An 18,073-nucleotide genomic window follows, 5' to 3' on the forward strand; every position below is an offset into this window, starting at 1 on the left:
GTCAGCGGGCGGCGGACGCCGCCCGGCGGCGGGACAGCGCGTCGACGCTCGCGGCCAGCAGCAGCACCAGGCCGGTCACGATGAACACGACCGCGGCGGGCTGGTTGAGCAGGCCCATGCCGTTCTGGATGGTCGCCAGCACCGCGCCACCGATGACCGCGTCGCGCAGCTTGCCCTTGCCGCCGAACAGCGACGTGCCACCGATGACGGCCGCGCCGACCGCCATGAGCAGCGTGTTGCCGCCACCGGCGTTCGGGTCGACCGAACCGACCTTCGACGAGTAGACGATCGCGCCGACGGCCGCCAGGGAGGAGGCGATCACGAACACGCTCATCCGGATCTGCGCCACGTTGATGCCGGCGCGGCGGGCCGCTTCCTGGTTGCCGCCGACCGCGTAGACGTGCCTGCCGTAGCTGGTGCGCTCCAGCACGAACGTGCCGACGACCAGCAGCACCAGCACGATCGGCACCACGTACGGGACGCCGGTGATGACGACGAGGCTGCTCTGGGAGCGGTTGAGCGTCAACGCGTAGGTGGCCGCCGCGGCCAGCACCACGACCGCGCCGACCTTGATCAGCACCATCGGGGTCGGCGACGCGACCAGGCCGCGGCGCAGCCTGCTGAAGTGCCGGCCGAGCACGACGGCGGCGTACCCGCCGGCGGCCAGGGCGAAGAGGATCCACGAGCCCGCGGTGTCCAGGTTGCCGTTGGCGACGTTGAACAGGACGTCGTCGCGCAGGCCGAGCGTGCCGCCCTCGCCGATGAACTGGAGGATCACGCCGCCCCAGGCCAGGAACAGCGCGAGGGTCACGACGAACGACGGGATGCCGACGCGGGCGACGAGGAAGCCGGTGATGCAGCCGATCGCGGTGCCGACGCAGACGGCCAGCAGCATCTCGACCCACGGGTTGGCGGGCACGCCGATCAGCGCGATGGCTAGCGCGATCAGCGACATGGCGGCGCCGGCCCAGATGCGCATGAGCACGGCGAGCACGGCGGCCAGCGCCAGCAGGCCGCAGAAGAGGTAGAAGACGGTGTCGCCCATGCCGCCGAGCAGGTTGCCGCCCTTGATCAGGTGCAGCGCCATCACCGAGGCGGTGACGCCGGACGCGGTGCCGGCGGACAGGTCGATCTCACCCAGGAGCAGGACGAACACCAGGCCCATGGCGATGATGACGACGCTCGCGCCCTGCGCGAGCAGGTTGGCGATGTTGCCCAGCGTCAGGAAGCTGTCGGCGAGCGAGCTGAACACGATCAGCAGCACGACCAGGCCGAGCAGCGCGGGCAGGGAACCGAGTTCGCCGCCGCGCAACCGGGCGACGTAGTCGCGGACCGCCTCGCCGGTGGACTGGGAGGTGGTGTCGATGCCGAAGTCGGAGATCGCGCCCTGGGGTGAGTCCGGGGTGGTCTCGCTGGTGGTGTTGGTCATGCTGCGTTCCTCGTCGTGGGGAGCTTGGCGCGGCATCAGATGGTCGCGGATTCGGGGCGGGCGATGCCCAGGTCGCCGGAGCGGCCCGCGGTGATCAGCTCGACCACCTGGCCGTGGGTGACGTCCTTGGTGTTGACCTCGGCGGCCATCCGACCCAGGTAGAGGCACGCGATGCGGTCCGCGACCTCGAACACGTCGTTCATGTTGTGGCTGATCAGCACCACGCCCAGGCCCTGCTCGGCCAACCGGCGCACCAGGTCGAGGACCTGGCGGGTCTGCGCGACGCCCAGCGCCGCGGTCGGCTCGTCCAGCAGCACGACCTTGCTGTTCCACAGCACGGCCTTGGCGATCGCCACGGTCTGCCGCTGGCCGCCGGACAGCGACGCGACCTGCGTGCGCACCGACTTGACCGTGCGGACCGACAGCGAGGTCAGCGTCTTGCGGGCGGCCTGCTCCATGTCCGCCTCGTCGAGCATGCCCAGCTTGCCGCGCTCGCGGCCCAGGAACATGTTCTGCACGATGTCGAGGTTGTCGCACAGCGCGAGGTCCTGGTAGACGACCTCGATGCCGAGGTGCGCGGCGTCGCGCGGCCCGTGGATGTTCACCTCCCGGCCGTCGAACACCACCTGGCCGGAGTCGGTCGGGTGGATGCCCGCGATGCACTTGACCAGCGTCGACTTGCCCGCGCCGTTGTCGCCGACGAGGGCGGTGACCTGGCCGGGGTGAACGGCGAAGTCGATGTCGTGCAGGACGTGCACGGGACCGAAACTCTTGTTGATGCCGCGCAGCTCGAGGATCGGCTCGCTCACTGGAATTCCTCCGTCTAACCCGTCTGAGGGGTCTAACCCTGGCTCAGGTGCCCACCCGGCGGTGGGCGCGCCGAGGCGGGGTGCGTCTCCCACACCCCGCCCCGGCGCGAGCCTGTGACTACTTGATGCCGAGCTCGGTGCAGACCGCGGCCAGGTCGCCGCCGCAGATCTCCGTCGCCTTGACGAAGCCCGCGTCCACGACCGTCTTGACCTTGTCCTTGGTGATCAGCTGCGCGGGCAGCAGGACCGACTTGACGTCGCGGTTGCCCTTGGTGTCCTTGGTGACACCGGTGGCCAGCGCGTCGGCGGCGGCCGTGTCGTTCTTGGCCAGCGCCGCGGCCAGCTTGGCGGTCGCGTCCGCCTGCTCGTTGATCGGCTTGAACACGGTCATGAACTGGTCGCCGCGCAGGATGGCCTGCAGGCCCTCCGGGGTGGCGTCCTGGCCGGTGACCGGGACCTTGCCGTTGAGGCCGTACTTCTTCAGCACGGTGATGACCGCGCCGGCGAGGCCGTCGTTGGCGGCGACGACGCCGTCCACCTTCTGGCCGTTGCCGGTGAGGATCTGCTCGAAGGTGGTGCCGCCCTTCTGGTTGTCCCAGTTGTCGATCGGCTGGGACTGGACCAGCTTGAAGTCGCCCGCCTCGTACTTCGGCTTCAGCACCTTCTGCTGGCCGTTGTAGAACAGGGTGGCGTTGTTGTCGGTCGGGGCGCCCTCGATCTCGATGACCTCGGCGGGCTTCTTGTCCGGCGCCAGCGCGGCCAGGCCCTGGACCAGGCCCTGGCCCTGGAGCTCGCCGACCTTCTCGTTGTCGAACGAGACGTAGTACTTCGAGCTGCCGCCCAGGTTCAGCCGGTCGTAGTCGATGACCGGGATGCCCTGCGCCTCGGCCTTCTTGGCCACGGTCGCGCCGATCTCGCTGTTCGGCGTGGCGATGATCAGCACCTTGACGCCGGCGTTGATCATGCCGTCGGCGAGCGTGGAGAACTTCTGCACGTCGCCCTGGGCGTTCTGGATGTCCGCCTGGAGGCCCTCGGCCTCCAGCGCCTTCTTCAGGAGCGGCTTGTCGAAGCCCTCCCAGCGCGCGGAGCTGGCGGTCTCGGGGAGGATGACGCCGACCTTCGCGCCGCCCGAGCCGCTGTTCGTGTTGGTGTCCGAGGCGCCGGTGTCGGTGCCACCGCCGGACGTGTTGGCGCCACATGCCGTCATGGCAACGGCGAGGCCGGTGCCAAGGGCGATGAGAGCGAGGCTCTTGCTGCGCATCCGCCATCCCTTTCACGCAGGAGCGTAAATGTTGTGGCGCACAACGTATGCCGTGACATGCGGTGACCGGAAGCACACTTGACCGGTCAAGTGAACACGATGCGCTAACGAGGAGGTAACCGAACGGACATCTGACTACGTCCAATGCAGTAGCCGGCTACTTCCGGTCACAACGAACGTCACCAGGAGCGCAGGGTGGCGATCCGCTCTTCGAGCTGTTCGATGCTGGCCATCGCCGTCGGCGGGCCGCCGCAGTACTCGCGCAGCTGGTTGTGGATCTTGCCGTGCGGCTTCTTGGTGCGGTGGTGGTGCATGGCCACCAGGGTGTTGAGCTCCTTGCGCAACTGGGCCAGCCGCTCCTGCACGCCGGCGGCGCGCACGGGCGCGGGCGGCGGCGGCGCGGCGACCTGGCGCTTGCTGGCCTCGACCAGCTGCTTCTCCTGCCGCTGCCGCAGCAGCGCGCGCACCTGGTCCGGCTCCAGCAGGCCGGGCAGCCCCAGGTACTCCTGCTCCTCGTCGCTGCCCGCGAACGCGGCCGTGCCGAACGACGAGCCGTCGTAGATCACCTGGTCGAGCTCGGCCGACGCGCCGAGGGCGGTGAACGCCCGCTCCTCCTCGCCCGGCTCGTCCTTGACCTGGTTGGCCTGGGACAGCAGCTCGTCGTCCCAGCCGTCCTTCTCCCGGTGCGGCTTGCCGAGCACGTGGTCGCGCTGCTGCTCCAGCTCGCTGGCCAGCCCGAGCAGGACCGGCACGCTGGGCAGGAACACGCTGGCCGTCTCGCCCTTGGCCCGGGCCCGCACGAACCGGCCGACGGCCTGGGCGAAGAACAGGGGCGTCGAGGCGCTGGTGGCGTACACGCCGACGGCCAGCCGGGGCACGTCGACGCCCTCGGACACCATCCGGACCGCGATCATCCACCGCTCCGTCGTCGCGGCGAACTCGGCGATCCGGCCGGACGCCTTCGGGTCGTCGGAGAGCACCAGGGTCGCGTCGTGGCCCGTGTGCCGCTTCAGGATCTCCGCGTACGCCTTGGCCACGGTCTGGTCGGTCGCGATCACCAGGCCGCCCGCGTCCGGGATGCCGCCCTGGCGCAGCTGGGTCAGGCGCATGTCGGCGGCCTTGAGCACCGACGGCATCCACTCCCCCGTCGGGTCGAGCGCCACGCGCCACGCCCGCGCCGTCTGCTCCTGGGTCAGCGGCTCGCCGAGCCGGGCGGAGAACTCCTCGCCGGCGCTCGTGCGCCACTGCGCCTCGCCCGAGTAGGCCAGGAAGATCACCGGGCGGACCACGCCGTCGCGCAGCGCGTCGGAGTAGCCGTAGGAGTGGTCGGAGCGGCTGCGCTGCACGCCGTCCGGGCCCGGCTCGTAGCTGACGAACGGGATCGGCGAGTCGTCCGAGCGGAACGGCGTCCCGGTCAGGCACAGCCGGCGCACGGCGGGCGTGAACGCCTCGCGGATCGCGTCGCCCCACGACTTGGCGTCGCCGCCGTGGTGGATCTCGTCGAGCAGGACCAGCGTCTTGCGGTTCTCCGTGCGGACCCGGTGCAGCATCGGGTGCGCGGCCACCTGGGCGTAGGTCAGGGCGACGCCGTGGTAGTCGCGGGAGGTGACCGCCATGGTGTTGCGGAAGTTCGAGTCGATCGCGATGCCCGCCTCGGCCGCCGCCTTCGCCCACTGGTGCTTCAGGTGCTCGGTCGGCGTGACGATGGTGACGGCCTCGATCGTGCGGTCGGCCAGCAGCTCGGCCGCGACCCGCAGGCCGAACGTCGTCTTGCCCGCGCCGGGCGTGGCGACGGCCAGGAAGTCCTTGGGCTTCGCGGCCAGGTACTTGGTCAGCGCGCGGCGCTGCCAGGCGCGGAGGGGACGGGTCGCGACAGCCTGCGGTTGCGACAACCTCGAACCCTCCTGCGCTGGTCGGCGGCGGCGCCACGGCCGCGCGGCGGTGGTGCTGCGGCGGTGGACACGCAAATGCCCTCGGTGCGGTTGACCGTCGAGGGCATCGACAGCCTACCCGCTGCGCTCGCGGCCCACGGGCTCCGATGCCGCGAAATCACCCGCGATGCACCATGCTTGATGTTGCGATGGGTTCGCCGACGGACGACACAGCACGCAGGCCGGGTCGCAAGCGACCGCTGCGGCTGTTGGCGCGCACGCTGTCGAAGGCGTGGGACGGCAGCATCTTCTCCGAGGCGGCCGAGGCGGCGTTCTGGCAGGTCCTGTCGTTCCCGCCGCTGCTGCTGGGGCTGCTGGGCAGCCTCGGCTACCTGGGCGACTGGTTCGGGCCGGAGGTCGTCAGCGCGGTCAAGGACCGGATCATCTCGACCTGCCGGACCATCTTCAGCCAGGACGTGGTCAACGGCGTGATCGTGCCCACCGTCGACCAGATCCTGACCACCGGCAAGGGCGAGATCGTCTCGGTCGGCTTCCTGATCTCGCTGTGGGCCGGCTCGTCGGCGATGTCGTCGTTCGTGGACGCGATCACCGCCGCGCACGACCAGTACGGGGTGCGCAACGAGGTGTGGCAGCGGATCTTCGCGCTGCTGCTGTACATGGCCAGCCTGGTGCTGCTGATCATCGGCCTGCCGGTCCTGGCGCTGGGCCCCGACCTGCTGCCGCGGCTGTTCCCGGTGTCGTGGCGGGAGACGATCGAGTCCTGGCTGAGCGGGTTCTACTACCCGGGCATCGCGGTGCTGCTGGTGGTGGCGCTGGCGACGCTGTACAAGCTGTCGCTGCCGAACAAGCTGCCGTGGCACCGGCTGGTGCCGGGGGCCGTGCTGGCGATGGCGGTGTTCCTGCTGTCGTCCATCGGGCTGCGGCTCTACATCCAGTGGATCACCACCACCGGGTACACCTACGGCGCGCTGGCGACGCCGATCGCGTTCCTGCTGTTCGCCTACCTGATCGGGCTGGCGATCACGCTCGGCGCGTACTTCAACAGCGCGATGCAGGAGATGTGGCCGGCGCGGATGACCCGGCGGCAGCGGCGGCGGTGGCAGCGGCTGGAGATCGAGCGGGCGGCCGAGCGGATCAGGTCCGACGAGGACCGCCGCGCCCCGGCGAACGGGGGCCGGGCCGCGCCGCCGCCCACCGGCGACCGGCCCGCGACCGGCGAGCACTCCGCGCCGTCGCCGGCGGACACCAACCACACCGTGCCGCTGCCGGTCGAGCGGAAGGGCCCGCTGCCGGAGGAGCCCCCGCACGCGCGGCACGGCCGGGGACTGCCCGGCTGACCGGGGCGGGGCAGCGGTGAACCCCGGCGCGGGGTGCGCGCCGGGGTGCTCGGGTCGGGCCCGGACCTACTCGCCGCCGCCCTTGGGCAGGCCGTCGTAGATCTTCTTGCAGTCCGGGCAGACGGGGGACCCCGGCTTGGGCGACTTCGTCACCGGGAAGACCTCGCCGCACAGCGCCACCACGTGCGTGCCCATCACCGCGCTCTCCGCGATCTTGGACTTGCGCACGTAGTGGAACATCTTCGGGGTGTCGTCCCCGGTGTGGTCCGTGCCTTCCGGCCGGGTCTCCACCTCGGGCAGAGTCTGCGTGCTCACGCGCCCAGCGTACCTGGGATGATGGCACCTCGTGAGCAAGCCGAGCGTCACCGACGAGGTCCGATCCGCCCTGGCCGAGAACCGGCCGGTGGTCGCGTTGGAGAGCACGATCCTGTCCCACGGGCTACCGCCCGGCCGCAACCGCGAGGTCGCCGAACGGCTCGAAGGCGTGGTGCGCGCCGCGGGCGCCGTGCCCGCCACGATCGCCGTGCTGGGCGGCGTGCCCAGGGTCGGGTTGACCCCCGCCGAGCTGGACCACGTCTGCGACCCGGCGAACGACCTGGTCAAGCTGTCGCGGCGGGACCTGGGCGCGGCGTACGCGCTGAAGCGCGACGGCGCGACGACGGTCGCGAGCACGGCGGCCCTGGCGCACGCGGCCGGGATCGGGGTGTTCGCCACCGGCGGCCTCGGCGGCGTGCACCGGGGCGCGCGGGAGACCTGGGACGTGTCCGCCGACCTGGACGTGCTGGCCACGACGCCGGTGCTGGTGGTCTGCTCGGGCGTGAAGTCGATCCTCGACGTGGGCGCGACGCTGGAGCTGCTGGAGACCAGGTCGGTGCCGGTGCTCGGGTTCGGCACGGACCGCTTCCCCGCGTTCTACCGGCGCGAGTCGGAGTTCGGCGTGCCGTGGCGGGTCGACTCGGCGCGGGACGCGGCGGCGGTCGTGGCGGCGCACCGCGGGGTGCCCGGTTCGGCGGGCGTGCTGCTGGCCAACCCGATCCCGGCCGACTTCGAGATGGCCGCCGACCTGCACGAACGGCTGCTGGCGGAGGGCCTGGAGCTGCTGCGGGAGCGGGGCGTGCAGGGCAAGGAGGTCACGCCGGTGCTGCTGGAGCACTTCCACACCGCCAGCGGCGGGGTGAGCCTGGACGCGAACGAGGAGCTGGTGGTGTCGAACGCCGCCCTGGCCGCGGCGGTGGCCGTGGAGCTGGCGGCGTGACGGGGATCGTGGTCGTCGGCGACGCCGGGCTGGACGTGGTGGCCCGGCACGCCGGGCCGATCGTGCACGGCGGCGACTCGCGCGCGGCGGTGACCATCGAGCCGGGCGGCGCGGGCGCGAACACGGCGGTGTGGCTGGCCGCGTGCGGCGCGTCGCCGGTGTTGGTGGCGCGGGTCGGCGCGGACTCGGCGGGGCGGCAGGTGCACGCCGAGCTGACGTCGGCGGGCGTGCGGTGCGCGTTCGCCGTCGACACCGGGGCGGCGACGTGCTGCGTGGTGGTGCTGGTGGACGAGACCGGCCAGCGGTCGATGCTGCCCGACCGGGGCGCGAACGCCCGGTTCTCCCCCGACGACCTGGACCCCGGTTTGTTGCGGGACGCAACGCACCTGCACCTGTCCGGTTACGTGCTGCTGGACGCGTCGTCGCGGCCGGCCGGGCTGGCGGTGCTGCGGGCGGCCCGGGAGGCGGGCCTGACCACGTCGGTCGACCCGCAGTCGGCGGCGTTGATCTACGACGGGTTCCTGGACGACGTGCGCGGGGTCGACCTGCTGCTGCCCAACACCGAGGAGCTGGTGGCGCTCACCGGGTCGGCCGAGCCCGCGTCGGCGGCCGCGCTGCTGGACGTGGTCGGCGCGGTGGCGCTGACGTCCGGCGCGGACGGCGCGAGCTGGGTGGACCGGGACGGCGTGGTGTCCGTGCCCGCGGAGGACGTCGAGTGCGTCGACTCGACCGGCGCCGGTGACGCGTTCGACGCGGGGTTGCTGGCGGCGTGGCTGGCCGGCGCGTCACGGCGGGACGCGGTGCTCGGCGGCGTGCGCGCGGCGGCGCGGGCCGTGTCGGGGGTGGGCGCCCAGCCCGCCGCCGCTCAGCCCGCCGCCGTCGCTCAGCCTTCGATGATGTGATGCGGGCGGGCCTCGATGGCGCGGTGCTCCTTGGCGAACCGGCTGGCCTTCTCCGCCTTGCGGGGAGGCCGGTCGTTCGCGATCAGCACGGCCATCCACGGCAGCGGGACGGACAGGACGATCAGGGCCAGGGCCAGCCACCAGGTCTGGTAGAAGACCATCGCCAGGATGAGGCAGGGGATGCGGGCGCCCATGATGATCGCGTACTTGCGCTTGCGCGCGGCGTGCTGCTCCTCGTAGGAGGGAGCCGCCTCGGTGATGAGCACCGGTGTGCCGTCGCGCTCGGGACTGACCATGCCCCCATCGTCCCACCACCTGGGCGGAATCCACACCTTCCCGTCCGCCAATTCACACCGGCCGCGCGCCGGCCGCGCTGACCGTACGATCCCGCTGTGGTCGCCCTTGATCGCCTGGTGGACGTGCTCGGCAGCCTCGGCACGCACCTGAGCTGCGCGCCACGCGGGCGGGACGTGGAGTTGCGCGGGGTCGCGCTGCACGACTCGGCGGAGCACACCGCGGCCGCGCCGGACGACGTGCTGCTGGGCCTCGGCGTGCCGACGCCCGCCGCGGCGGCGCGGTTGGTCGGGTCGACGGCGGCGGCGGCCGTGGTGCTGCACGGGTCTCCGCCGCTGGACGAGCGGGTGGCCGCGGCGGCGAAGCGGTCCGGGGCGGCGGTGCTGCTGGTGGACCCCTCGGTGCCGTGGGGGCAGCTGGCGAACGTCGCCCAGACGCTGGTGCTGGGCGGGCAGGGCGCCGGTGACCTGTTCGCCGTCGCGGACGCGATCGCGGCGGTGGTCGGCGGGCCGGTGACGATCGAGGACCAGCAGTCGCGGGTGCTGGCCTACTCCTACCGGCAGCAGGGCGTCGACCCGGTGCGGGTGCAGACGATCCTGGGCCGGCGGGTGCCGGAGGAGGCGTGGCAGGCGCTGGACTCCTACGGCGTCTTCACCCACCTGGCCCGGTCGGACGAGGCGTTGTTCGTGCCGAAGCTGACCGACCAGCTGGGCGGGCGGCTGGTGGCGGCGGTGCGGGCCGGGCGCGAGCTGCTGGGCTCGGTCTGGGTCGAGGTGGACGACCCGGTCGACGCGGTGCGCGCGGCGGCGCTGGTGGACGGCGCCCGGACGGCCGCGCTGCACCTGCTGCGGGCGCGGGCGTCGGCCGACCTGGAGCGGCAGGCCGAGGCGGACCTGGTGATCGAGGCGCTGGACTCCGGCCTGCCCGCGAACCTCGCCCGGCTGGGGCTGCCGTCGACCGACCTGCGGGTGATCGCCGTGCAGGCGCACGTCGGCGAGGGCGAGCACGGTGCGGCGCTGCTGGCGTTCTCCCGGGCCACGGCGGGTTTCGGCTGGTCGCGGCCGGGGCGCTCGGCGTTGTTCGGCAACGTGCTCTACACCGTGCTGCCGTGCGGCGAGGACCCGGCGGCGGCGGTGGAGTGGGTGCGGGCGCTGGGGCGCGAGCTGCCGGCGGAGGCCGTGGTGCTGGCCGGCGTCGGCGGGCGGGCGGACGCGACGTCGCTGCCCGCGTCCCGCGGCGAGGCCGACGAGTGCCTGGCGCTGGCCGGTGACGAGCCCGTGGTGTACGACGGGGCGTGGGCGCGGGTGCTGCTGCGCCGGTTGGCGGCGGTCGCGGAGGCCGGGCGGTTGCCGCTGCGCGGGCCGGTCGCGGACCTGGTGCGGCACGACGCCGAGCACGGCACCCAGTACGCGATGACGTTGCGCGCGTGGCTGGCCGCGCAGGGGGACGCGCGAGAGGCGGCCCGGGTGCTGTCGGTGCACCCGAACACGCTGCGGTACCGGTTGCAGCGGATGGCCGCGGTGACGTCGCTGCCGCTGGACGACCCGGAGCAGCGGCTGGCCATGGCGATCGCGCTGGCGATCACGCCCTGAGGGTCGCCGCGCCGCCGGTGACCCGGCTGCCCGGCAGACCGGCCCCTCGCCCGGTCGACCCGTCCGCGCCGCCGTGGTGACCGGATGCGCCACCGCCGTCGTCCGGTGGGGCTGGTCCGGCGCGCGCCGACCCGCCGCGAGACGATGGCGCCGTGCTACCCGATCTCTCTGCCGACCTGACCTCCCGGCTGCGCGAGGCGTTCCGCGCCGCCGACTACGACGCGGACGGGGTCGTCGACGTGCTCGGGCCGCGGGCCCACGCCGCCCTGGGCCGGGGCGAGCCCGAGGCCGCCCGCCGGGCCACCCGGGACGCCGGCGCGCTGGGCACCCTGGTCCGGCTGTTCCTGCTCGGCGACACCGAACCCGAGGCCGCCGTCCGGGCCGCGCTGCCGGACGTCGACCTCGACACCGCGGTGAAGGCCGAGGTGCTGCGCGGCGCCGGCGACGGGCTGCGGGCGGGCCTGGACATCCGGCCCTACGGCGACGACGAGGGCTCCTGGTGGGTGATCGCCGACCAGGACGCCGACCAGCGCGGCGGCCCGGTGCCGTCCGACCACGTCCTGGGCGTCGGCCACGCGTCCATCAGCCTGGCCCGCGCCACCTCGCGCCGCCGGGTGGGCACGCTGCTCGACCTGGGCACCGGCTGCGGCGTCCAGGCGCTGCACGCGAGCAGGCACGCGGACCGGATCACCGCCACCGACCTGTCCGAACGCGCGCTGGCCCTGGCCGCGGGCACGTTCCGGCTCAACGAGGTCGACGTGGAGCTGCGCCAGGGCGAGTGGTTCGGCCCGTTGCGCGGCCGGCGGTTCGACCAGGTCGTGTGCAACCCGCCCTTCGTGGTCGGCCCGCCCCGGGTCGACTACGTCTACCGCGACTCCGGCCTGGCCGGTGACGACGCCAGCGCCCTGGTCGTCCGGCAGCTGCCGGCGTTCCTCAGTGAGGGCGGCGTCGGCCAGCTGCTGGCCTCCTGGCTGCACCGCCGCGGCGAGGACTGGGCCGACCGGGTGTCGGCGTGGCTGCCGCGCGGCGGCGTGGACGCGTGGTTCGTGCAGCGCGACGTCGCCGACCCCGCCCTGTACGTCGGCACGTGGCTGCGCGACGCGGGCGTCGACCCGCGCGGCGACGAGGGCCGGGCCAAGGCGTCCGCCTGGCTGGACTGGTTCGCCGAGAACGACGTCGAGGGCGTCGGGTTCGGCTTCGTCACGCTCCGCCGCACGGACGCCGCGCACGCCGAGGTGGTGTGCGAAGACCTGCGCCACGCCTACGACGACCCGCTGGGCCCGGAGTCCGCCGCCTGGCTCGACCGGGTCGACTGGCTGCGCGCCACCGACAACGACCGGCTGCTGGCCACCCGCTTCACCGTGCCGGAGACCGTCGTGCTGGAGGAGGTCTCCGCGCCGACCGACGAGGGCTGGGAGGCCGTCGTCCGCCGGCTGCACCGCACCGACGGCCCCGGCTGGCAGCACGAGCTGGACGAGGTCGCGGCCAGGCTGCTCGCGGGCTTCCGGGGCGCGCTGCCGCTGTCCGACCTGGTGGCGCTGCTGGCCTACGCCAACGACCTGGACGCCGACGCGCTCGCCGCCGCCGCGCTGCCGGTGGTCCGCGAGCTGGTCCGGCACGGGATGGTGACGCCGGCGTGAGGGCGGTCGTGGCGCGCGTCACCGAGGCGTCGGTCACCGTGGACGACGAGGTCGTCGGCGCGATCGGGGAGCCGGGGCTGCTGGTGCTGCTGGGCATCCACGTGGACGACGACGTCGCCAAGGCGCACGTGATGGCCCGCAAGCTGCACGAGCTGCGCGTCCTGCGCGACGAGGAGTCGTGCGCCACGACCGGCGCGCCCCTGTTGGTTGTGAGTCAGTTCACACTCTACGGGGAGACGCGGAAGGGGCGGCGGCCGTCCTGGACCGCCGCCGCCCGCCCCGAGCACGCCGAGCCGTTGGTCCACGAGGTGTGCGCGGAACTGCGCCGAAGAGGCGCCCGAGTGCAAACGGGACGGTTCGGCGCGATGATGTCGGTGCGGAGTGCGAACGACGGCCCGTTCACCGTGTTGGTGGAACTCTAGGTCCTTCTCAGGCAATCCTCAGGATTCGCGGCGCAACCGCTGTGACGGCAGTGACGTCTTCAGGTCGTGGGAAGCGGGAACCATTTCGACCCGGTTCGCGTTTCCCCCAGTGTCAGACACCGAAAGGTGGCCGCGCAACGCAGCGCGGGGTGCGCGACACGACCGCACTGCCAGCCCGCGACACAAGGGGGAGGGAGCTCCATGACCGTCCCGAAGCTCCTCGACCGTCAGGTCGGGAACGAGACGACCAGCACGAGCGCCGAGTTGGACCTCGACGCCCAGGGACCGGCCGCAGACCTGGTCCGGGTGTACCTGAACGGCATCGGCAAGACAGCGCTGCTGACCGCGGCCGACGAAGTGGAACTCGCCAAGCGGATCGAGGCGGGCGTCTTCGCGCAGCACAAGCTGGAGACGCACCCGGAGCTGCCGGATGAGCGCCAGCGCGAACTGCGGGCGTTGATCCGCGATGGCCACGTGGCAAAGAACCACCTTCTCGAAGCGAATCTGCGCTTGGTCGTTTCCCTCGCGAAGCGATACACCGGGCGGGGAATGCCGCTGCTGGATCTCATCCAGGAAGGCAACCTGGGCTTGATCCGCGCGGTCGAGAAGTTCGACTACACCAAGGGCTTCAAGTTCTCGACCTACGCGACCTGGTGGATCCGCCAGGCGATCACCAGGGGAATGGCGGACCAGGGTCGCACGATCCGGCTCCCCGTCCACCTGGTCGAGCAGGTCAACAAGCTCGCCCGGATCAAGCGCGACCTGCACCAGCAGCTCGGCCGCGAGGCCACCAACGAGGAGCTGGCCAAGGAGTCGGGCCTGTCGCCGGAGAAGGTGGTCGACCTGCTCGACCACGCCCGCGACCCGGTGAGCCTGGACATGCCCGTCGGCACCGAGGAGGACGCCCCGCTGGGCGACTTCATCGAGGACTCCGACGCCACCGACGCGGAGAGCGCGGTCATCTCCGGCCTGCTGCAGGACGACCTGCGCCGGGTGCTGGCCACGCTGGACCAGCGCGAGCAGGCCGTGATCCGGCTGCGCTACGGCCTGGAGGACGGCCAGCCGCGCACGCTGGACCAGATCGGCAAGCAGTTCGGGCTGTCGCGGGAGCGGGTGCGGCAGATCGAGCGCGAGGTCATGTCGAAGCTGCGGCAGGGCGACCGGGCGGCCAAGTTGCGGGCCTACGCGAGCTGATGCGATTCAGCGGCCGGTCACCGCTGTGCGGTATTGACTTGTGACGCCGGTCACGGCACGGTCGTGCGTTACACGAGCCATGCGACACCTCCGCCCCATTGCGCGGAGGTCGTCGCACGCCGAGGAAGGTCGGGGCGGTCGGGGGCCGGCCCGGCCTTCCGCGTTCTCCCGGTTCCCCTAGAGCCGCAGGTACTCCGCCAGCTTCCCGCGGAAGAACCGCACCAACTCCTCGTGCTCCGCGCCGGAATAACCGCGCGGCACGCCTTCGACGATCATGACCAGGCACAGGTACGCCCGGTACAGCGCGATCCGGGTCTCCTCGACCGCGGTGAACGCGTCCCGGCCGTACCCCGCCAGGAAGTCCTCGTCCGGCTCGGCGAACAACGCCACCGTCGCGATTTCCGCCAACGGGTCGCCGAAGAACGCCCGCTCCGGGTCGATGACGCCCTCGACGTGCCCGTCGAGCAGGAAGATGTTGGCCTCCCACAGGTCGAAGTGCACCAGCACCGGCGCGGTGACCTCGTCCAGCAGGTGCGCGTGGGCCGCGAAGGCCGGCCGCACGTCCGGCAGCTCCACGCCGAACCGGTCCGCGTCGGCCAGCACCGCGTCCACCATCCTCGTGAACGCCTCCCGCCACGTCGCCCCGTTCGGGCCCTGGGGGTAGCCGAACACGTCGCCCCCGATCGCGTGCAGCCCGCGGACGATCGCGCCCAGCTCACGACGCAGCGCGCCGTGCTCGGCGTCGGTCAGCCGCGGCTTGGCCGACGTCCACGGCTCACCGCGCAACGCCGTCATCAGCAGCAGGCCGTCCTCGTGGTGCAGCAGTTCCGGCACCGGCAGCCCGTGCCGCCCCATCAGCCCGAACGCCAGCGCCTCGGTGCTCATCAGGTCGCGCTCGTAGGTGAGCAGCGGCACGTCCGGCGGCGGCGCGACCTTCAGCACGGACTCGCGGCCGTCCGCCGCCGTCAGCCGGTAGGCGGTGTTGAACATGCCCTCGGTCAGCTCGACGTGCGCGGCGAGCGGCACGCCGAGGACGCGGCGGAGGAGGGCGTCGAGTTCGGCTTCGGGGAGCCGGCGCTTCGTGAGGCTGTCGACCACGACGCGAATCACACCACGCCGTGCGGACGGTGACGGCGGTATCGGTATAGGTTCGGCGGAACCCGAAGCGCGCAAGGGAGCCCGCGACGTGACCCCGCCGAACCTCCTGGCACCGACGTTCCAGTACACCGACGTCCTCCCGCTGGCCAAGGACAACCACACCGACTACCGGCTCGTGACGCCGGACGGGGTGTCGGTCGTCGAGGCGGCCGGCCGGACGTTCCTCCAGGTCGAGCCCGCGGCGCTGACGCTGCTGGCCAAGGAGGCGATCCGGGACATCCAGCACCTGCTGCGGCCCTCGCACCTGGCCCAGCTGCGCGCGATCGTGGACGACCCCGAGGCCAGCGGCAACGACCGGTTCGTCGCGATGGACCTGCTGCGCAACGCGTGCATCTCCGCCGGCGGCGTGCTGCCGATGTGCCAGGACACCGGCACCGCGATCGTGATGGGCAAGCGCACCGAGTCCGTGCTCACCGGCGGGACCGACGAGGAAGCCCTGTCGCGCGGCATCTTCGAGGCGTACCAGGAGCTGAACCTGCGGTACTCGCAGATGGCCCCGGTCACCTTCTGGGACGAGAAGAACACCGGCACCAACCTGCCCGCGCAGATCGAGCTGTTCACCGCGCCGGGCGTGGAGCCGAAGTACGAGTTCCTGTTCATGGCCAAGGGCGGCGGCTCGGCCAACAAGACGTTCCTCTACCAGGAGACCAAGGCGCTGCTGAACCCCACGCGGCTGGCCAGGTTCCTGGACGAGAAGCTGCGCTCGCTCGGCACCGCCGCCTGCCCGCCGTACCACCTCGCCGTGGTCGTCGGCGGCCTGTCGGCCGAGCAGAACCTGAAGGTCGCCAAGCTCGCCTCCGCCCGCTACCTCGACGGCCTGCCCACCGAGGGCTCGGCCGCCGGGCACGCGTTCCGGGACGTCGACCTGGAGCAGCAGGTGCTGGAGCTGACCCGGAACTTCGGCATCGGCGCCCAGTTCGGCGGCAAGTACTTCTGCCACGACGTGCGGGTGATCCGGCTCCCCCGGCACGGCGCGTCCTGCCCGGTCGGCATCGCGGTGTCGTGCTCGGCGGACCGGCAGGCCAAGGCGAAGATCACCCCCGAGGGCATCTTCCTGGAGCAGCTGGAGCGCGACCCGGCGCACTTCCTGCCCGAGGTCACCGGCGAGGACCTGTCCGACGAGGTCGTGAACATCGACCTGACCCGGCCGATGGCCGAGATCCGGGCGACGCTGTCGGCGTTGCCGGTGAAGACGCGGGTGTCGCTGACCGGACCGCTCGTGGTGGCGCGCGACATCGCGCACGCCAAGATCAAGGAACGCCTCGACGCGGGCGAGCCGATGCCGCAGTACCTCAAGGACCACCCGGTGTACTACGCCGGGCCGGCCAAGACGCCCGAGGGTTACGCGTCCGGGTCGTTCGGCCCGACGACGGCCGGGCGGATGGACTCCTACGTCGAGCAGTTCCAGGCCGCCGGCGGGTCGCTGGTGATGCTGGCCAAGGGCAACCGGTCCAAGCAGGTGACGGCCGCGTGCTCGGCGCACGGCGGGTTCTACCTGGGTTCGATCGGCGGCCCGGCGGCGCGGCTGGCCCAGGACTGCATCCGCAAGGTCGAGGTGCTGGAGTACCCCGAGCTGGGCATGGAGGCGGTCTGGAAGATCGAGGTGGAGGACTTCCCGGCGTTCGTCGTGGTGGACGACAAGGGCAACGACTTCTTCGCCGAGACCTCCGCCCCGACCCTCCAGATCTCGTTCCGCAAGTAGCTACCCGAGGTCGAACACACCGAGCTTCGCGCCGCGCGTGAAGAAGTCCCACTCGCTGTAGGTGAAGCGCTGTGGGGCTTCTTCCGGCCGGTTGCTGTTGCGGACGAGCACTTCGTCGGCCGTGCGCATGACCTCGACGCAGTTGTCGCCGCCACCGCTGAACTTGGTCCACTCGCCGAACTGCAGGCTCATCTGGTCTCCTCCGTGATCCGGGTCAGGAGTTCGCGGCTCTCCTCGACTCCCAACGCCTTCGCACGGGTGTGGTCGAACCACCGGCCGGTCCTCTCCAGTTGGTCGACCCCGTCCGCGAACTGGGCGCCGTACGGGGTGTCGACGCTGACCAGCGACGGCAGCTTGTCGGGCAGCCGGAACAAGGTCAGCGTAGTGCCGGTCAACGCGTGCGCCCCGGCGTCTCGCGGCATGACCTGCACCACGACGTTCTCCAGCTCGGTCAAGCCCAGCACGTGCTTGAGCTGGTCGCGCATGACCTCCGGGCCGCCGACGTTCGCCCGCAGCGCCGGCTCCCCGATCACCGCCCACAGCCGCAGCGGCGGTTCGCGGTCGGTCAGCAGCGCTCGTCGTTCCATGCGCAGCTGGAGATTCTTCTCCAGCACCTCGCCGCCGAGGCCGATGCCCGTCATCAGCGTGCGGGCGTACTGCTCGGTCTGGAGCACCGCCGGGAGCAGCTCGAACGACGAGTAGAGGGCTTCGGTGGCGATGGCCTCGACGTCGAGGATGCGGCGCAGCCAGGGCTGGATCGTGCCGCCGATCTTGCCCTTCGGCCGGCGCCGGTGCGCCTCGGAGTTGAGCGCCAGCAGGTCCTCGCGGGTCGCCTCGTCGGCCTGGTAGAGGTCGAGCAGCTTCTCCAGCTCCGCCTGCTTGACGCCGCTGATCGCGTTCTCGATGTTGCTGATCTTGGTCATCGTGCAGTGCAGCACCTCGCCCACCCGTTCGCGAGGCACGCCCGCCTCTTCGCGCATGCGGCGCAGCGTGGTGCCGATCTGGATGCGGGCGGCACTGCGGTGTGGGCTGGTCATGGCTCTCCTCGATCATCACCCGATCCGGGACTTGCCATCATCTTGTACATACGAGATGGTGATCGCAAGTTCGGAGAGTATACGACAGTGACCGGGGAGTGATTGCCGTGGGGTCCCGCTTTCACCAAGTGAGCCTGATCGAGACGAGC

17 protein-coding genes are annotated in these 18,073 nt (G+C 72.0%); 8 read left to right on the forward strand and 9 right to left on the reverse strand.

The genetic code is table 11. The annotated features are described in order from the left end of the window. Position 1: 1 nt before the first annotated feature. The 4 genes from AB0F89_RS35870 to AB0F89_RS35885 form a co-directional block, all read right to left on the reverse strand. Positions 2-1,429: a sugar ABC transporter permease gene (locus AB0F89_RS35870; RefSeq protein WP_367130690.1), complete on the reverse strand. Its 1,428-nt coding sequence runs from the start codon at positions 1,427-1,429 to the stop codon at positions 2-4. 35 nt (positions 1,430-1,464) lie between these two features. After that, on the reverse strand, positions 1,465-2,238 hold the full coding sequence (locus tag AB0F89_RS35875; RefSeq protein WP_367130692.1) for an ATP-binding cassette domain-containing protein: 774 nt from the start codon (positions 2,236-2,238) through the stop codon (positions 1,465-1,467). Positions 2,239-2,356: 118 nt separating this feature from the next. After that, entirely contained in the window at positions 2,357-3,499 is a 1,143-nt protein-coding gene (locus AB0F89_RS35880; protein WP_367130694.1) for a substrate-binding domain-containing protein, read from the reverse strand. A gap of 179 nt (positions 3,500-3,678) precedes the next feature. Next, on the reverse strand, positions 3,679-5,391 hold the full coding sequence (locus tag AB0F89_RS35885) for a DEAD/DEAH box helicase (protein WP_367130696.1): 1,713 nt from the start codon (positions 5,389-5,391) through the stop codon (positions 3,679-3,681). 173 nt (positions 5,392-5,564) lie between these two features. Here AB0F89_RS35885 and AB0F89_RS35890 point away from each other — a divergent pair, with 173 nt between their 5' ends. Continuing rightward, entirely contained in the window at positions 5,565-6,728 is a 1,164-nt protein-coding gene (locus AB0F89_RS35890; RefSeq protein WP_367130698.1) for a YihY/virulence factor BrkB family protein, read from the forward strand. Between the two features lie 66 nt (positions 6,729-6,794). Here the strand turns inward: AB0F89_RS35890 and AB0F89_RS35895 are convergent, their stop codons facing one another. Next, the gene (locus tag AB0F89_RS35895; RefSeq protein WP_367130700.1) at positions 6,795-7,043 is read right to left on the reverse strand and encodes a DUF3039 domain-containing protein; all 249 of its coding nucleotides are present in this window, start codon (positions 7,041-7,043) and stop codon (positions 6,795-6,797) included. A 31-nt stretch (positions 7,044-7,074) separates the two neighbouring features. On the opposite strand from AB0F89_RS35895, the gene AB0F89_RS35900 reads away from it, so the two are divergent. Further along, positions 7,075-7,983: a pseudouridine-5'-phosphate glycosidase gene (locus tag AB0F89_RS35900; RefSeq protein WP_367130702.1), complete on the forward strand. Its 909-nt coding sequence runs from the start codon at positions 7,075-7,077 to the stop codon at positions 7,981-7,983. Beyond that, a complete protein-coding gene (locus AB0F89_RS35905; protein ID WP_367130704.1) occupies positions 7,980-8,885 on the forward strand; it encodes a carbohydrate kinase family protein in 906 nt (301 codons plus the stop codon). The genes AB0F89_RS35900 and AB0F89_RS35905 overlap by 4 nt, the downstream gene beginning before the upstream one ends. Here the strand turns inward: AB0F89_RS35905 and AB0F89_RS35910 are convergent. Then, a complete protein-coding gene (locus AB0F89_RS35910) occupies positions 8,867-9,181 on the reverse strand; it encodes a DUF3099 domain-containing protein (protein ID WP_367130706.1) in 315 nt (104 codons plus the stop codon). The genes AB0F89_RS35905 and AB0F89_RS35910 overlap by 19 nt on opposite strands. 96 nt (positions 9,182-9,277) lie before the next feature. Between AB0F89_RS35910 and AB0F89_RS35915 the strand changes: the two genes are divergently transcribed. The 4 genes from AB0F89_RS35915 to AB0F89_RS35930 all read left to right on the forward strand — a co-directional run bounded on the left by AB0F89_RS35915 (position 9,278) and on the right by AB0F89_RS35930 (position 14,027). Then, positions 9,278-10,771 carry a PucR family transcriptional regulator gene (locus tag AB0F89_RS35915; protein ID WP_367130708.1) on the forward strand — a complete coding sequence of 498 codons (1,494 nt, stop codon included), beginning with the start codon at positions 9,278-9,280 and terminating at the stop codon, positions 10,769-10,771. Between the two features lie 152 nt (positions 10,772-10,923). Continuing rightward, the gene (locus AB0F89_RS35920; protein ID WP_367130710.1) at positions 10,924-12,411 is read left to right on the forward strand and encodes a methyltransferase; all 1,488 of its coding nucleotides are present in this window, start codon (positions 10,924-10,926) and stop codon (positions 12,409-12,411) included. Beyond that, on the forward strand, positions 12,408-12,833 hold the full coding sequence (gene dtd / locus AB0F89_RS35925; protein ID WP_367130712.1) for a D-aminoacyl-tRNA deacylase: 426 nt from the start codon (positions 12,408-12,410) through the stop codon (positions 12,831-12,833). The genes AB0F89_RS35920 and dtd overlap by 4 nt, the downstream gene beginning before the upstream one ends. 201 nt (positions 12,834-13,034) lie before the next feature. Continuing rightward, the gene (locus AB0F89_RS35930) at positions 13,035-14,027 is read left to right on the forward strand and encodes a sigma-70 family RNA polymerase sigma factor (protein ID WP_367130714.1); all 993 of its coding nucleotides are present in this window, start codon (positions 13,035-13,037) and stop codon (positions 14,025-14,027) included. A 177-nt stretch (positions 14,028-14,204) separates the two neighbouring features. On the opposite strand, the gene AB0F89_RS35935 is transcribed toward AB0F89_RS35930, so the two are convergent. Further along, a complete protein-coding gene (locus tag AB0F89_RS35935) occupies positions 14,205-15,125 on the reverse strand; it encodes a phosphotransferase family protein (protein WP_367130716.1) in 921 nt (306 codons plus the stop codon). Between the two features lie 106 nt (positions 15,126-15,231). Between AB0F89_RS35935 and AB0F89_RS35940 the strand changes: the two genes are divergently transcribed. Beyond that, positions 15,232-16,887 carry a fumarate hydratase gene (locus AB0F89_RS35940; protein ID WP_367139151.1) on the forward strand — a complete coding sequence of 552 codons (1,656 nt, stop codon included), beginning with the start codon at positions 15,232-15,234 and terminating at the stop codon, positions 16,885-16,887. On the opposite strand, the gene AB0F89_RS35945 is transcribed toward AB0F89_RS35940, so the two are convergent. Further along, positions 16,888-17,079, reverse strand: a complete 192-nt coding sequence (locus AB0F89_RS35945; RefSeq protein WP_367130718.1) for a DUF397 domain-containing protein — start codon at positions 17,077-17,079, stop codon at positions 16,888-16,890. Then, positions 17,076-17,924 carry a helix-turn-helix domain-containing protein gene (locus AB0F89_RS35950; RefSeq protein WP_367130719.1) on the reverse strand — a complete coding sequence of 283 codons (849 nt, stop codon included), beginning with the start codon at positions 17,922-17,924 and terminating at the stop codon, positions 17,076-17,078. Before AB0F89_RS35950 ends, AB0F89_RS35945 begins: the two co-directional genes overlap by 4 nt. Between the last annotated feature and the right edge of the window lie 149 nt (positions 17,925-18,073).

It is taken from the genome of Saccharothrix sp. HUAS TT1, from assembly GCF_040744945.1.
In the GTDB taxonomy this organism is placed as follows: Bacteria; Actinomycetota; Actinomycetes; order Mycobacteriales; family Pseudonocardiaceae; genus Actinosynnema.

Coding starts and splice junctions, on each gene's coding strand:
- AB0F89_RS35870 (WP_367130690.1), bottom strand. CDS start 1,429: ATGACCAACACCACCAGCGAGACCACCCCGGACTCACCCCAGGGCGCG.
- AB0F89_RS35880 (WP_367130694.1), bottom strand. CDS start 3,499: ATGCGCAGCAAGAGCCTCGCTCTCATCGCCCTTGGCACCGGCCTCGCC.
- AB0F89_RS35890 (WP_367130698.1), top strand. CDS start 5,565: ATGCTTGATGTTGCGATGGGTTCGCCGACGGACGACACAGCACGCAGG.
- AB0F89_RS35910 (WP_367130706.1), bottom strand. CDS start 9,181: ATGGTCAGTCCCGAGCGCGACGGCACACCGGTGCTCATCACCGAGGCG.
- AB0F89_RS35930 (WP_367130714.1), top strand. CDS start 13,035: ATGACCGTCCCGAAGCTCCTCGACCGTCAGGTCGGGAACGAGACGACC.
- AB0F89_RS35945 (WP_367130718.1), bottom strand. CDS start 17,079: ATGAGCCTGCAGTTCGGCGAGTGGACCAAGTTCAGCGGTGGCGGCGAC.
- AB0F89_RS35950 (WP_367130719.1), bottom strand. CDS start 17,924: ATGACCAGCCCACACCGCAGTGCCGCCCGCATCCAGATCGGCACCACG.